The 14,036-nt window shown below is 68.3% G+C and carries 15 protein-coding genes and 1 riboswitch; of the genes, 7 read left to right on the top strand and 8 right to left on the bottom strand.

The window, feature by feature from the left end; genetic code table 11:
- The first annotated feature begins 136 nt into the window (after positions 1–136).
- On the top strand, positions 137–838 hold the full coding sequence (locus WKC72_RS38820) for a YciI family protein (protein ID WP_037242369.1): 702 nt from the start codon (positions 137–139) through the stop codon (positions 836–838).
- Positions 838–2,073 carry an RNA polymerase sigma factor gene (locus WKC72_RS38815; protein ID WP_370181408.1) on the top strand — a complete coding sequence of 412 codons (1,236 nt, stop codon included), beginning with the start codon at positions 838–840 and terminating at the stop codon, positions 2,071–2,073. The genes WKC72_RS38820 and WKC72_RS38815 overlap by 1 nt, the downstream gene beginning before the upstream one ends.
- Here the strand turns inward: WKC72_RS38815 and WKC72_RS38810 are convergent.
- The 4 genes from WKC72_RS38810 to WKC72_RS38795 are packed head-to-tail and all read right to left on the bottom strand — an operon-like array spanning position 2,070 to position 6,240.
- A complete protein-coding gene (locus WKC72_RS38810) occupies positions 2,070–3,095 on the bottom strand; it encodes an agmatine/peptidylarginine deiminase (RefSeq protein WP_370181407.1) in 1,026 nt (341 codons plus the stop codon). The genes WKC72_RS38815 and WKC72_RS38810 overlap by 4 nt on opposite strands.
- Positions 3,092–4,090 (bottom strand): nitrilase-related carbon-nitrogen hydrolase, encoded by a 999-nt coding sequence (locus WKC72_RS38805; RefSeq protein ID WP_037242364.1) that lies wholly within the window; start codon positions 4,088–4,090, stop codon positions 3,092–3,094. Before WKC72_RS38805 ends, WKC72_RS38810 begins: the two co-directional genes overlap by 4 nt.
- A gap of 2 nt (positions 4,091–4,092) precedes the next feature.
- A complete protein-coding gene (locus WKC72_RS38800) occupies positions 4,093–4,731 on the bottom strand; it encodes a TetR/AcrR family transcriptional regulator (protein ID WP_112302037.1) in 639 nt (212 codons plus the stop codon).
- 27 nt (positions 4,732–4,758) lie between these two features.
- Positions 4,759–6,240 carry a cytosine permease gene (locus WKC72_RS38795; RefSeq protein ID WP_037242518.1) on the bottom strand — a complete coding sequence of 494 codons (1,482 nt, stop codon included), beginning with the start codon at positions 6,238–6,240 and terminating at the stop codon, positions 4,759–4,761.
- A 368-nt stretch (positions 6,241–6,608) separates the two neighbouring features.
- Here WKC72_RS38795 and WKC72_RS38790 point away from each other — a divergent pair, with 368 nt between their 5' ends.
- The 4 genes from WKC72_RS38790 to WKC72_RS38775 all read left to right on the top strand — a co-directional run bounded on the left by WKC72_RS38790 (position 6,609) and on the right by WKC72_RS38775 (position 9,913).
- Positions 6,609–7,598, top strand: a complete 990-nt coding sequence (locus WKC72_RS38790) for a mammalian cell entry protein (RefSeq protein ID WP_370181406.1) — start codon at positions 6,609–6,611, stop codon at positions 7,596–7,598.
- 80 nt (positions 7,599–7,678) lie between these two features.
- Positions 7,679–7,793: riboswitch (SAM riboswitch) on the top strand.
- Positions 7,794–7,844: 51 nt separating this feature from the next.
- The gene (locus WKC72_RS38785) at positions 7,845–9,140 is read left to right on the top strand and encodes an aminotransferase class V-fold PLP-dependent enzyme (RefSeq protein WP_037242361.1); all 1,296 of its coding nucleotides are present in this window, start codon (positions 7,845–7,847) and stop codon (positions 9,138–9,140) included.
- Positions 9,141–9,144: 4 nt separating this feature from the next.
- Entirely contained in the window at positions 9,145–9,237 is a 93-nt protein-coding gene (locus WKC72_RS38780; RefSeq protein ID WP_368681489.1) for a putative leader peptide, read from the top strand.
- Between the two features lie 49 nt (positions 9,238–9,286).
- Positions 9,287–9,913 (top strand): hypothetical protein, encoded by a 627-nt coding sequence (locus WKC72_RS38775; RefSeq protein ID WP_037242358.1) that lies wholly within the window; start codon positions 9,287–9,289, stop codon positions 9,911–9,913.
- A gap of 5 nt (positions 9,914–9,918) precedes the next feature.
- Here the strand turns inward: WKC72_RS38775 and WKC72_RS38770 are convergent, their stop codons facing one another.
- The 3 genes from WKC72_RS38770 to WKC72_RS38760 all read right to left on the bottom strand — a co-directional run bounded on the left by WKC72_RS38770 (position 9,919) and on the right by WKC72_RS38760 (position 12,207).
- Positions 9,919–10,428 carry a flavin reductase family protein gene (locus WKC72_RS38770; RefSeq protein WP_370184656.1) on the bottom strand — a complete coding sequence of 170 codons (510 nt, stop codon included), beginning with the start codon at positions 10,426–10,428 and terminating at the stop codon, positions 9,919–9,921.
- Positions 10,429–10,607: 179 nt separating this feature from the next.
- Complete coding sequence (locus tag WKC72_RS38765; protein ID WP_005244991.1) at positions 10,608–11,081, bottom strand: YbaK/EbsC family protein; 474 nt, start codon at positions 11,079–11,081, stop codon at positions 10,608–10,610.
- A 34-nt stretch (positions 11,082–11,115) separates the two neighbouring features.
- Entirely contained in the window at positions 11,116–12,207 is a 1,092-nt protein-coding gene (locus tag WKC72_RS38760) for a hypothetical protein (RefSeq protein ID WP_370181405.1), read from the bottom strand.
- A gap of 124 nt (positions 12,208–12,331) precedes the next feature.
- Between WKC72_RS38760 and WKC72_RS38755 the strand changes: the two genes are divergently transcribed.
- Positions 12,332–12,910 (top strand): TetR/AcrR family transcriptional regulator, encoded by a 579-nt coding sequence (locus WKC72_RS38755; RefSeq protein WP_037242354.1) that lies wholly within the window; start codon positions 12,332–12,334, stop codon positions 12,908–12,910.
- Between the two features lie 2 nt (positions 12,911–12,912).
- Here WKC72_RS38755 and WKC72_RS38750 read toward each other — a convergent pair whose 3' ends face one another.
- Positions 12,913–13,980, bottom strand: coding sequence for an alpha/beta fold hydrolase (locus WKC72_RS38750; RefSeq protein ID WP_037242352.1), 1,068 nt, complete (start codon positions 13,978–13,980; stop codon positions 12,913–12,915).
- Between the last annotated feature and the right edge of the window lie 56 nt (positions 13,981–14,036).

Raw genomic sequence — 14,036 nt, 5'->3', positions numbered from 1 at the left:
TCGGTAGGGCTTCTTCGACCATTCTTCACCCGCAGTTGCCGGTTCTCGCACCGCGCATGTAGAAGTTCGCTTCTCTTCTTCGTCGTCTGGTCAGAAGGAGCACCCGGGTTCCTTCGATTAGAGGAAGGATGACCTCATGTACTACCTGGCATTGCTGGCGGACGAGAAGAACGCCACCGAGTGGGCACCGGACAGTCCGGAGTTCGCGGTGGCCGTTGCGCGCCACCAGGCGTTCACGGAAAGAGCGGGCTCCGCGATCGTCGGAGGTGGTGCCCTGTATCCGAGCGCGGAGGCGGCGACCATCCGGAACGAGGGCGGCCGCACACTGATCACGGACGGTCCGTTCGCGGAGACCGCGGAGGTGATCGGTGGTTTCTACGTCCTCGAGGGACCGGACCTGGACGAGGTGCTGAATGTGGCGCGGCACATCCCCGAGGCGATCATCGAGTTGTGGCCGATGTTCGAGTGGATGCCCGTGACCGATCAAAAGGGCTGCTGGATGGCGCTGCTCCGCGAACCGGTGGCGGCGGCGGTGGCGCCGGGCACACCCCAGTGGGACGAGGGAATGGCCGAGCACGAGAAGTTCGGTCGCCTCGCCGGGTCCGCGGTGCGTGGCGGCGGCGCCCTCTATCCGCCGGACTCCGCGACGACGATCCGCGTCCGGGACGGGGAACTCCTTCTCACCGACGGCCCCTTCGCCGAGACAGCCGAGGTCGCGAACGGCCTGTACGTGCTCGCGGCCGACGACCGGGAGAGCGCGATCGCGTTGTCGGCGAAGATCCCGGTGACGCCGAAGGGCTGCATCGAACTCCGGCAGATCGTCGCCTACACCGAGTAATGGACGGCGACACGCTGGGCCGCGTCTTCCGGGAGGAGTCCGGTCGGGCGCTGGCGACCGTGGCACGGATGGTCGGCGACCTGTCCCTCGCGGAAGATGCGGTCCAGGAGGCGTTCGCCGAGGCGATCCGCAGCTGGCCGGAGGCGGGGCTGCCGAGGAACCCGGGAGCCTGGATCACGACCGTCGCACGCAACCGGGCCCTGGACCGGTTGCGCCGGGAGTCGTTGCGCGGCGACAAGGAGCACGATGCGGCGCGGCTCGTTCCGCCTCCGGACGAGGAAGAGGTGTGGCCGGTGCGTGACGACCAGTTGCGGCTCATGTTCACGTGCTGCCATCCCGCGCTGTCCCCGGAGTCGCAGGTCGCGTTGACCCTCCGCCTGGTGGCCGGGCTGAGGCCCGCGGAGATCGCCCGGTTGTTCCTTGCCCCGGAACCGACCGTGTCCCAACGGCTCAGCCGCGCGAAGTCGAAGATCCGGACCGCCGGTATCCCCTTCCGGGTCCCGCCCGACCATCTGCTGCCGGAGCGCACCCCGCAGGTGCTCGCCTGCATCTATCTGGTGTTCACCGAGGGCTATTCGGCGACGTCGGGCGACACCGCGATCCGGGACGAACTCTGCGAGGAGGCGCTGCGGCTCGGCCGGTTGCTGTGCGAGCTGATGCCGGACGAGGGTGAGGCGTGGGCGCTGATGGCGCTCATGCTGTTTCACGACAGTAGGCGCGCCCAGCGAACGGACGGCGCTGGCGATCTCGTCTCCCTCGAGGACCAGGACCGTCGGCGCTGGGACCGGGCGAAGATCGAGGAAGGCGTCGTGTGCCTGCGGGCCGCACGGCGCAGGGGAGGCGGTCCGTACAGCGCGCAGGCCACGATCGCGGCCGCCCACGCGACGGCGCCGAACTGGGCGGCCACCGAGTGGAACGCCGTCGTCGCCGGATACGACGAACTCGGGACGTACGGTGACTCACCTGCAGTCCGTCTCAATCGCGCTGTCGCAGTGAGCTTCCGCGACGGCCCCGACGCCGGCCTCGCCGAGTTGGACGCACTCGCCGGGGAGCCGAGGCTGGCGCGGACGCACACCGTGCACGCGACGCGCGCCGACCTGCTGCGCCGAGCGGGCAGGCCCGCGGAGGCGAGAGCGGAGTACCGCGCCGCGATCGGCCTGGCGGCGAACGAACCGACCCGGCGATTCCTGGCGAGGCGGCTCGCGGAAGTGGACAGTGAGAACAGTGCCCGCTAGATCCGGCCGCGAGGCTGGTGCTGGGTGATGCAGTGGATGCCGCCGCCCCGCGCGAAGATCTGCCGGGCGTCGACCGTGACGACGCGGCGACCGGGGTAGACGCTCGACAGGATGTCGCGGGCGAGGGCATCGTGGGGGTCGTCGAAGCCGCACGCGATGACGCCGCCGTTGACGACGAGATGATTGATGTAGCTGTAATCCACCCAGCCCTCCTCGTCACGCAGGACCGTCGGGGCAGGCACCTCCACGATCCGCCACGACGCACCGGAACGGTCACGGCTGTCGGAGAGAACTTTCAGGATCTCGGCGGTCACCTCGTGGTCGGGGTGGGATCGGTCGCGCTGGGAGTGCACGAGAGCCACCCCGGGTGCGGGCAACGCCGCGACGATGTCGACGTGGCCCTTGGTGCCGAACTTCTCGGAATCCCGCGTGAGGCCGCGGGGGAGCCAGACGACGTGCTCGGCGCCGATCGTGCGCGCGAGTTCGGCCTCGACTCCCGCCGCGTCCAGGCCGGGGTTGCGCAGCGGGTCGAGTTGCACGGTCTCGGTGACGAGCACGGTGCCGTGACCGTCGACCTGGATCCCGCCGCCCTCGTTGACCATCGACGACGGGACCGGCTGGGCACCGGACCACCGGGTGACGGCCGCGCCGATCGACCGGTCGCAGTCCCAGGTGGCCCACTCCTGTTGTCCCCAGCCGTTGAACGTCCAGTCGACGGCACCGAGGCGGTCGTTCTCGTCGAGGACGAATGTGGGTCCGATGTCGCGCATCCAGGCGTCGTCGAGGGGAGCCTCGACCACATCGACGTCCGGGGACAGGTACTGCCGGGCGACGTCCCGGTCCGCCGGATCGACGACCATGGTGACCGGTTCGAATTCGGTGATCGCGTGGGCGACGGCCGTCCACGCGGTCCGCGCCTCGTGCGCGTCGTCCGCTGTCGCGGTCATCGAGGCCCCGAGGGGCGGGAACGCCATCCACACCCGTTCCTGAGGTTCGGTCTCGCTGGGCATACGCCAGGTCATGACCGGGTCTCCGCGGCCGATACGGTCGTCGGGAGCCCGTAGGGGTGCTCGTGGTCCACGGGATCCGTCAGCCGGGTGTACGTGTCCGGCCTGCGGGTGGTCAGGAACGGGAAGAGATCGAGCCAGTCCTTCCGCTGATCGAGGTCGAGATCGGCCACCAGGACCGCCTCCTCGTCGCGGGGCGCCGACACGAGCACCCGGCCGTACGGGTCGGAGATGAACGAGGAACCGTAGAAGTCGATGCCGCCCTCGTTGCCGCAGCGGTTCGGGACCACCATGAATGTGCCACTGGTGATGCCGTTTCCGACGATCACGTGCTGCCAGATCGGCTGGGTGTCGAAAGACGGGGCGCTCGGCTCCGACCCGATCGCGGTGGGGTAGACGAGGATCTCGGCGCCGCCGAGTGAATACATCCGCGCGACTTCGGGGAACCACTCGTCCCAGCACGTCGGCAAACCGAGTGCGGCACCGTTCAGTTCGGCGGGGCGGTAGACGGGATAGGCGTCGTCGGCGGGACCGCCGCGGAAGTAGGTGTCCTCGTAGTAGCCGGCGCTGACGGGGATGTGCAGCTTGCGGGTCCGGGAGAGCAGTTCACCGGACGGGGACACGAGGATGGCGGTGTTGAAGCCGAGACCGTCCGGGCCGTCGGCTCGTTCGTAGAGGGAGGCGTGGACGCAGACCCCGTGCCGGGCAGCGGCGGCGGCCGCGAAAGTGTAGGTGGGCCCGGTCGTGAGGTTCTCGGCGTCGCGGCCGGGGGTCCCGGTCGCGCGGGTGTCGGCGGGGTACTTCGACAACGTGAGTTCCGGCAGGAACACCACGGCAGCGCCGAGGGCGGCGGCCTCGCCGATCGCGTCGGTCAGCTCGGTGCGGAGTGCGTCGGCATCGGGACGCCAGCGGTGCTGCACCAGCCCGACCCGCAGCGGCGTGCGGGCGGATTCGGTGAAGCGCGCCGGTGAGGACGGAGCGGGCAGTGCGGTGATCGTGCGAATGGTCATCGTTATTCCTTCGGTCTGGATGTGATGGGGGTGTCGGAAATGTGGTGGGTCGGATCGGAGTGGTGGGTGGGCTCGGACATCACGACGTCGATCGCGCCGAGCAGATGGGAGCGGGCGTCCTCGGTGGAGATCTCCTTGCAGAGCCACCGCCCGGACAGGCCCTCCACGAGGGCGGTCATGGTGACCGCGGTGCGCCGGGGGTCGAGGGAGGGGGCGATCTCACCGGTGCCCTGCGCCTGCGCGATCGCGTCGGCGATTTCCGACACCCACGCGGCGGTGGTCCGTGCGAGGGGCTCCCGTAACGCCTCCTCGTACACGGCGGATGCGCGTAACTCGTTCCAGGCCAGCGAGTTCTCCACGACCTCGGGACGGTCCTGGATCTCGCCGAGGAGGGAGCGGGTGAGGCGGTCGCGGGCGGAGTCGCCGGATCCCTCGCCCTCGCCGCGGTAGGCGCGGGCACGGTCGTTGATGTAGTTCAGGGCGGCCTCGAGGAGGCCGATGCGATCCTTGAAGTGGTAGTACAGCAGGCCCGGCGACACGCCCGCGACCTCCGCGACATCGTTGACGCGAAGCCCGCGGATGCCTCGTTGGGCAATGGCCGTCGCGCTGGCCTTCAGAATCGCATCGCGTCGCTCGCTCATCGGTGAATCTCCTTCGGTCGTGTCGTCCTAGGACGTCGGCGCCTCGACCGGGGCCACGTGTTCGGGCCACAGTCGCAGCGCGACGAGGTAGCCGGCCACGGCGATGGCCGACGATCCGACAAGACTGACATCGACACCGTGCGCGATGTCGGCAAGGGGCCCGGAGTACAGCGAGGTGTCCACGGCGAGGACGCCGAAGACCGATCCGGCCGCCCAGGGGATGACGGCGCGCAGATTCCAGCCGCCGGTGAACCAGTACCGCCCACCCTTGCGGCCCAGGTTGAAGACCTGGAGGTCGACCGCGTCGTACTGCCCTCGCCTCGCAACCAGGAAACCAGCGACGTTGATCGCCACCCACGGCGCGGCGAAACCGTTGAGCACCAGGGTCATCGCGGTGATCGAATCGACGGCGTCGACGACGAAGACACCGATGTAGAGCAGGGCCACCGCGAGCGCCGACGTGATCAACGTGGTGTGGACGCGGCGCAACCGGGGGATCAGAGCCTCCAGGTCGAGGCCGCTGGCGTAGACGTTGAGGACGCCCTGGCCCAGTCCTCCCGCGAGTGCGACGAGGACGATCGGCAGCACGTACCAACCGGGCGCCTCCGCCACCAGGTCGGCAACGTAGGAGTCGCTCAGCGTGGTGAACGTCGACGCGGTGAACGATCCGAAAGCTGCCGTCAGGAACAGCCCGAAGAAGATACCTGCCATGGTGGCCGCGACGATCGAACGGTCGCTGAACCGCACTCGGGAGATCCGCCTGCTGTAGTCGCCGAGCGTCGGGGCATACGACAGCGGACCGCCGACGGCGAGCACCACGGCCAGAATCCAGGTGGGCCAGAATCCGCCGAGGAGATAGTCGCCGCTGCCCGCTCCGCCGTCGAAGCGACCCGCGAATGCGAAGACACCGAGCAGGAGCAGCGCGGCGACGACGGGCAGCACGAACTTCTGGAGCGCGACCACCGTGCCGTGGCCGAACAGCGCGACGGCCACGATCTCGGCGGCGATGATGCCGTAACCCAGGGCGAGCATGCCGTTGTCGACCGGCGTGCCGAGCAGGCGGTGGGCGGCCGCGATCAGCGCGTCACCCGACGTCCAGACCGCGATCGCGGCGTATGCGAGGGCGAAGAGCAGGGTGAGCCCCGAGCCGATCATCCGTCCGCTCACTCCGAAGTGCGCACCACTCGACACGGTGTTGTTCGTGCCGGTGCGCGGGCCCAGAAGTGACAGAGGGGCGATGAGGAGCGTGCCGAGTCCGATGCCGACCGCGCTGGCCGCGATCGCACTGCCGAACCCGAGTCCGAACGTGATCGGGAGCCAGCCGAACACGATCACCGAGAACGCCAGGTTGCCGCCGAAGAACACGGCGAGCATGTTGAGCGGTCGCGAATCGCGTTCCGCTTCGGGGATGTACTCCACGCCGATCGTCTCGACGTGTCCGAAACGGTCCTCCGGCGGGGAGGGGGCGGTGTCGTCGAGGGGCGTCGTCGGGTCGAGATTCGTGGACACTGCGGACCTCACATTCTCGGCGGAGGTGACCGTCATCACGTCCTGTTGAGTACCGAAGATATTCCAAACTGAAAATTCAGTCAAGACCTGCGCGTGACGTGCACCACCGCGGGTGGTGCGGAGTTTGCGCTGCTACGGCTACCGGACTAGATATATGTGTAACTGTTCGTCTCATGTATCCCTCTGCCATCGGAGTACCTGTGCCTGTCGCTGCCATCAACAGTCGTTTCGCGAATCGGTGCCGGCTCGCCGCAGCGGGGACGGCGTTCGCTCGACGCGGGATCGAGGGTGGACGGTGAGGTCGCCGCTCGTCCGGTGGCAGCTGATCGGATTCGTTCTCGTGGCCCTCATGGGCCTCGTCTACGTGGGTGCGACCCGGCATTCCCGCGTCCGCGAAAGCCCTCGTGGCGAACAGGTCGGCGATCGGCGAGCAGTACGTCGACCTTCAGCCCGCCACCGATCGCGGGCCGTTCCTGGCGAACGGGTCCCGTATCGCCGCCGAGGATGCGTCGACGCCGGTGCCCGTCGAAGAGTTGCTTGCCGGCACGCAGGGGTTGACGGAATCCGTGCCGATCGACGCGCTCCACACGGTCGTGACGGAACTCGGCGCGGCGTTCGACGGCAAGGGTGAAGACCTGCAATCGCTCGCGGATTCGTTCTCCGGGCTGTCGGCATCGGGCGCCGAATCGCTCGATCGGACAATGGCTTTGGTGCGCGACAGTCGCGCAGTGCTGGACACGCAGTCCGAACAGTCCTCTGCAATCAGGGATTTCAGTGCCGACCTGGACTCGCTTGCGGATCGGCTGCGCAGCAGCGACCCCGACGTCCGGCGGCTGATCGACAACGGAAACTCGGCGAGTGATCAACTGGGGCAACTTGTCTCGGCGGTCGCACCGAGTGTCACGACGAACCTTGCCAACCTGTCCGCCACGACGAAGGCGATCGCGGTGCAGGCCACGGCCCTGCAGACCCTGTTCGTGTACCTGCCGGGGGTGGCGGCGGCGTCGTCGACCATTGCGCCCGGCGACGGAACCGTTCACCTGGGCCTGGTGGCCGAGACCAACAATCCGCCGTCGTGCACCGTCGGCTACGAGGGCACCCAGGCGATCCTCGAGGAGATGAAGCGGAAGGACCCGAACTTCGACGACACGCAGCAGGACTTCCCGCAGAACACCGCGGCGTCCTGTGCGGCTCCGCAGGGCAGTCTCACCGGCGTCCGCAGTGCGAACCGGATCGTGTTCGGCGACCCCGCCACCGTGCAGCCGTGGGACTCGAAGCCGAAGAAGGACCCGAACAGGCTGGACCTCAACCCGATTGCGAACCAGCTCGCCCCGCTCCTCGGGGTGACCCCGAACTGACGCGGGTTCTTGCGCCCGGATGCCGGATCCTCCCGGGTTCGGGTTGACAACCGCGCGTCGATCCTGCAATCTTCGAAACAGGTCACGAGTACCAGCGTCAAGCCCCGGCTAGCTGGTCGGCAACCCTCCACCGCGGCGGGGTGCTCCGGGTGACGACCAGGCTGAGGTTCATACCGAACCCGGCAAGCGCGGACTCCGAGAGGGCACCGACCCTGCGACGAGTCCCTGACTACGAGGGATGTCGTGATGACTGCTGTATTGACCGCTGACGTGTGTGTTGCCCCCCTGGCCCAGGTTTCGGGCTCCGACCTGCGGGTTCCGCTCGTTCAGGGCGGCGACTGCGCCTACGTCAACTTCGACTACGCCGCCAGTGCCCCGGCGTTGGCGCAGGTGACCGACCGAATTGCGGCACTGCTTCCGACGTACTCCAGCGTGCACCGCGGCGCCGGCTACGCGTCGCGAGTGTCGACCGAGTGCTACGAGAAGGCCCGCGACTCGGTCGCCCGGTTCGTCGGAGCGGGCGAGGACCAGGTGGTGGTCTTCACCCGGAACACGACCGACTCGCTGAATCTGCTCGCCGGCTGCGTCCCCGGCAGCACCGTGGTCCTCGACATCGAGCATCACGCGAACCTGCTGCCGTGGAAGAACTCTCGCGTCGTGAGGGCGGCGGACACGCTGGACGAGACGGTCCGCCTGCTCGTCGCCGAACTGTGCTCCAAGCCCACCGCCCTACTCGCGGTGACGGGTGCGTCCAACGTGACCGGCGAGGTGCTGCCCATCGCCACCCTCGCCGAGGTGGCGCATCGTTGCGGCGCACGGATTCTCGTCGACGCCGCTCAGCTTGCACCGCACCGCCGCATCGATGTCGAAAAGTGGGGCGTCGACTACCTCGCATTCTCCGGACACAAGTTGTATGCCCCCTTCGGCTCGGGCGTGCTGGTCGGCCGCCGGGACTGGCTCGACGCCGCCGAGCCCTACCTCGCGGGCGGCGGAGCAGTCCGGAACGTGACCGTCGAATCCACCCAGTGGGCGCCCGCCCCTGCCCGGCACGAGGCGGGAACCCCCAACGTGCTCGGCGCGGCGGCGCTCGCCGCCGCGTGCGATGCGCTGTCCGAGCTGGACTTCGGCACGGTGGCCGAACACGAGGCGGCGCTCACCGGCCGGCTCCTCGACGGCCTCGGCTCCGTCGACGGCCTGGAGTTCCTGCGGCTGTGGTCGGACGCCCCCGACACCGTGGGGATCGTGACGTTCACGATCGACGGGTTCGAGCCGGGAGAGATCGCCGCCTACCTGTCCGCCGAACACGGAATCGGAGTTCGCGACGGGCGTTTCTGCGCCCATCCGCTGCTGGGACGCCTCGGCAGGCCCGACGGCGCCGTGCGGGTGAGTGTGGGTCTCGGAAGCTGCTCCGAGGACGTGGATCGGCTGGTCGACGCGGTGCGCACTCTGGTGGCGGGGCGTCGGAGCTGGACCTACGCCAACGAGAGCGGCCAGTGGAATCCGGTGCCGGAGACACGTTTTTCGCAGGACGCGCTAGTATGACCGCATGGCATCGCAGGCTGGGAGCGCAATGATTGCTCACTGGTGCCGTCGGCATGTCGATCTGTGCCGAACCGCCTCGGGTATGTGTTCGAGCTGACCGTTCTTCCAGCTCCGTTTCATTCACACGTCATTCCCGAGGAACCCCTATGTCTCGAGACAATGCCTTCGTTTCCCGTCCCCTCCGCGTCGCCGTCGAACTGACCGGATCGGGCCACCACCCGGCGGCCGAGGGCGCCGCAGGCACGCGGCCGATCAACGGTGCGGACTACTGGGTGGACCTGACCGCCGACTCGACGGATCAGCTCGACCTCACATCGTTCCCGCCGAACGTCGTTCGGATCCGGGCATCCGATCTGCGTGAGGCGCAGCAGGAACGCGCGCGGATCCGCGCCGAACTCGTCGCCGACGGTCGCGACCCCGACGGCGTCACCGTCCTGGTGGACCTCGAGGTGCTCATCGCCGGAGAGGCCCGCGCCGCACGCAAGGAGCTGGCCCTCCTCGACAGCGCCCTGGAGACACCGCGTGCTCCGGTGTCGTTGCAGTACATCGGAACTCCGGTCGGCCTCGCCGGACTCATCGCCGACATCCAGGCGGCAGGCGTCGCCGACGGTGTGACCCTGCTGCCGCTGTCGCTGCCCAGGGTTCTGGAGCAGCTCGTCGACGGCACCCTCCCGTGGCTGGAGGAGCGCGGTCTCGTCACCTCCGCCGACGCCGTCGACGAAGCGCTGCGTCGCTTCGAGCTCCCCCTCCGCGAGCGGGTGCTGGCGTCCTGACCAGGTCAGCTGCCGTTGTTCGCTGAGCCGAGCGGAGTGGGCCGGTAGTACCGGCCTTCGTGATACAGCAGGGGAGCCGAAGCGGAATCGTCGTCTGCCTCGGCATGGACGCGGGTGACGAGGCCGATGACGAGCGTGTGATCGCCGACGGGAATCAACTGGTCCACGATGACCCGCAACCAGCTGGGAGTTCCGTGGAGGACCGGTTCGCCGGTGTCGAGTCGCGCCCAGAGGGACACGTCGGCGAACCGCTGGTCGGCGCTCCGGGAGAATCGCTGAGCCAGGTGCTGCTGGTGCTCTCCGAGAAGGTGGATCACCAGCGAATCCGCGGAATGAAGTGCATCGATGCTGGACGAGGTGTTCGCGATGTTGAACGACACCAACGGCGGGTCCAGTGAGACGGAGGAGAACGAGGACGCGGTGAAGCCGACCGGGCCGGACCCCGAGTCGAGGGTCACGATGGTGACCCCGGCCGGGTGACGGCGGAGGGCTGCGCGGTAGTCGTCCGCGCAGATTCCGGGGGCGAGTTGAGGGTCGCGGGGGAGGTCCGAACCATCGACGGTTTCGGCGTTCTCGGCTCTGTCGGACAAATCATTCTCCGGGTCGGCCCGTCTGGGCACTGTGTCATTCTCGTTCACGTCACTCTCGTTCACGAGATCTGACGTCAACTATAGGGGCGTGGACCGACCGGGATTCAGTCGACGTCGATCGCCAGGCCCGCGGTGATCCGCACCAACTCCGAGAACGACGTGCGGAAGACGGTGTCCGGGTGGCCGGCGGCCGCCCACAGTTCGGCGTACTCGGACAGGGCGTTGTCGACGTACGTCGGAAGGTTCGTGGGATGTCCGAGCGGGGCGATACCCCCGATCGGCTGGCCGGTCGCGATCCGCACCATGTCGAGGGGTGCCCGGGTCAGATTTCCCTGCAGTCGCTTGCCCGTGTTCGCCAGATCCACCTCGTGCGCCCCCGACACCAGGAGCAGGATCGGATCGTCGTCCAGGAGGAACACCAGCGACTTGGTGATTGCCCCGATATCGACCCCCAGAGACTCCGCCGCCTCCGCCGCGGAGTGGGTGGAGTCGGGCTGGGTCACGATCACCCCGTGGTGTCCTCGCGCGATCAGAGTCTCGGCGACATGCGCGGCGTGGGGGTGCAGGGGCGTCGGCATGAACCAAGAGTAGGTCCATTCCTCCGGTACGACATCAAGAAGCGTCGTCCGACACGACATCGGAACGGGGCGTAGTCGATTCCGGCTTCCGGAGGCGCCGGACGGTGAACCCGAACAGCAGTCCGAGCCCGACCGCCGAGTAGAGCGCGAGGGCGAGGGCGGGCTGCCCCAGTCCGACGTCGTCGAAGTACACGATGCTGCGAATTCCCTCGGTGCCTGCGCCCGGGGTGATCCAGCGTCCGATGGCCGCGTAGAAGGTGGGGATGACGTTCGAACCGAACGCACCGCCTGCGCTGGGATTGCCGAGAATGACGAAGACGGCGATCGCGAGGGGCACTGCGAGGACGCCGACCGAGGCGCGCAACCCCAGCGTGAACACGGCGGTGCCGAAGACGACACCTGTTCCGAGAAGCCACAGCGGGAACCAGTGGCCCGCGAACGTGCCGAGCACGTGAGTGGTGATCAGGGCGCCGAGGGCACCGGACAGCACGGCGTACCCGAACAGGACAGCCGTGTGCACGGAGGCCTGACGCAGGGTCCGCGGGGCGCCGATGAACAGGCCGATCGCCGCCGCGAGCAGGTAGCCGCCGACCACCCATCCGACCGCCAGATAGAAACCGGACAGTCCGCGGTTGTCGTGCGCGCCTACCGGAATTTCGTCGCGCACCGTGAACTGGCGACCTTGGCTGTTCTCCACCTCCGCGAAGACCGATTCGAGCGCGCTGGAGATCGAGCTGCCGCCTGCACTCGCCGTGATCAGGGTGTCGGGGCCGACGGGATTCATGACGAATGCGCCCTGGATCTCACGGTCGTGGAGGAGTCGCCGGGCTTCCGCGGTGTCCGAGACGACACAGCCGCGCAGCGGCCTGCCGTCGATTGCATCGAGCCGGTCGGCGACCTGCTGGTCCGTGCCTGCGGGCAGTCCCTCCGCCGCGACGACACCGATCTCGATGTCGCGGGGCGTGGGCTGATGGAACGCGGCCACGTAGCTGAGGATGAAGCCGAGCTGGAGGAGGAGAACGCCGAAGACCAGCGCGACCATCACCCTGGGAGCGCCGTACTTCGACACCGGACTGTCGTGGTGCACGGGAGCCGGGGTGGGGGATTCGCTGTCGGTCATGGTCATCGGACGTCCTCGATCCTTGTCGATACCGTAGGTATTGAATACCCTAGGTATCGTGACTGAAGATCGTCAACCGGACAGTCGTCACACCGAATGGGCGCCGACGACGCGTCCCGGTCGTGATGTCGTGCGTCAGCGCCTCCTCGACGCGGCGGCGGAGGAATTCGCGGAGCGGGGCTTCAGCGCGGCCAGGCTCGCCGAGGTCGCGCGCCGGGCCGGGTTCACCAAGGGGGCTGTCTACTCGAACTTCGAGTCGAAGCAGGACCTGTTCGCCGAACTCTTCGCGGCGCGCTCACTCGAACTGGCGGGACGGGTCCTCGCCGAGATCGCCGGCCTGAACCCGTCGGACGCCGCGGGCAAAGGCGGCGAGGCCATAGCGTCGTGGATGGTGCGCGAGCCGGGCTGGTCGCTGCTGGTGCTCGAATTCGGCGTGCTCGCCGCACGTGACCCGCAGATCGCCCAGGCGTACCTGCGGGAGCGGCGGCAACTGCGGGGAAAGCTCGTCGAACTGATCGGTGAACGCGCACGGGAGTGGGGGGTCGACGACACGTTCGACGTCCGCATCACGGCCATCTCGCTGATGGCCCTCATCTCCGGCCTCGTGCTCGAACACTCCGTCGACCCCGAGGAAGTGGATCGGTCGACGATGGGCGCCGCGGTCACCGCACTGTTCGCGGGGGCCGTCGCGAGGGCCGGGCTGACCTGATCTCAGGCGGTCTGTGCGACGACACCGTCGAGGAAGCCGTCGATGTGGGCCCACGTGGACTCCTTGGCCTTCGGGCCTGCGACAAGTCCGAGGTGGCTGCCCGGCGCGGACTCGAACCGCACCGACGGAGAACCGGTGAAGACGTCCGTCGCCGCCCGGACCGACGGGATCGGCGCGATGACGTCCTCGGTGCCGCCGATCGCGAGAACCGGCACCGCGAGATCGGCCAGCGTGATCGAACCGTTCCGGGTATCGAAGCTCCCCGCGGCGAGCGTGTTCCCGAGGATCAGCTCGGTGCAGACCTGGCGGAAGAACCGGGCCGGATAACCCGGCATGTCGGCCATGAACCGGTCGATGGACTCCATCCGTGCGAGGGTCTCGGTGTCGTGCAGGTTCCGGGCGATGAACCACGGCTTGGTGAGCTCGCGCTGAAGTGCGGTGAAGCGGTAGCTTGCCTGGACCAGCGGCGCGGGCAGCCCGCCCATCGCCCGCGTCGCGGTGGTGAGGGGGCGATCGCCGGTGAACCGGCCGACCATGCGCAGCGGCGCGATCATGGTCACCGACTCGTAGTCGATCGGCGTGCCGATCGCCGTCACCGAGCCGATCGGCAGATAGTTCCGGCCCGCAGCCGTGAGCAGCGACATCGTTCCCCCGAGACTCCAGCCGATCAGGTCGACGGGTGCACCGTCGTGGAGTCGGGACACGCGGTCGACGGCCGCCGGGATGAAGTCGTCGATCCAGTCCTCGAATCCGAGGCCGCGGTCGGAGTAGCCCATGGTGCCGTAGTCGAGGAGATACGCCGCCTTCCCAGAATCGGCGAGGTGTGCGGCCAGGCTCTGGCCCGGACGGAGGTCGAAGCAGTGTGCGGGCGCCGCGAGCGGGGGCACGAGGAGGACGGGCCGGCCGCCGTCGGTCTCGGTGGTGTCGAATCGGTACAGGTCCTGATGGGGAGCCTCGTGGATGCGCGTCGACGGGGTTCGCTGGACCGGCGCGATTCCGCCGCCGAAGGACAGTCGCCAGGCGTTGCGGGTGAGCGTGTTCAGCGTCGGGTTCCAGGCGATGTCGAGCACGGATTTCCTCTCGTGGCGGCGCAGATCCTTCAGGTATCTGTGACGTCAACATACAG

This window comes from Rhodococcus wratislaviensis (genome assembly GCF_041228765.1).
Classification (GTDB): Bacteria; Actinomycetota; Actinomycetes; order Mycobacteriales; family Mycobacteriaceae; genus Rhodococcus_F; species Rhodococcus_F wratislaviensis.
This window is presented reverse-complemented; position numbering and strand designations above follow the sequence as displayed.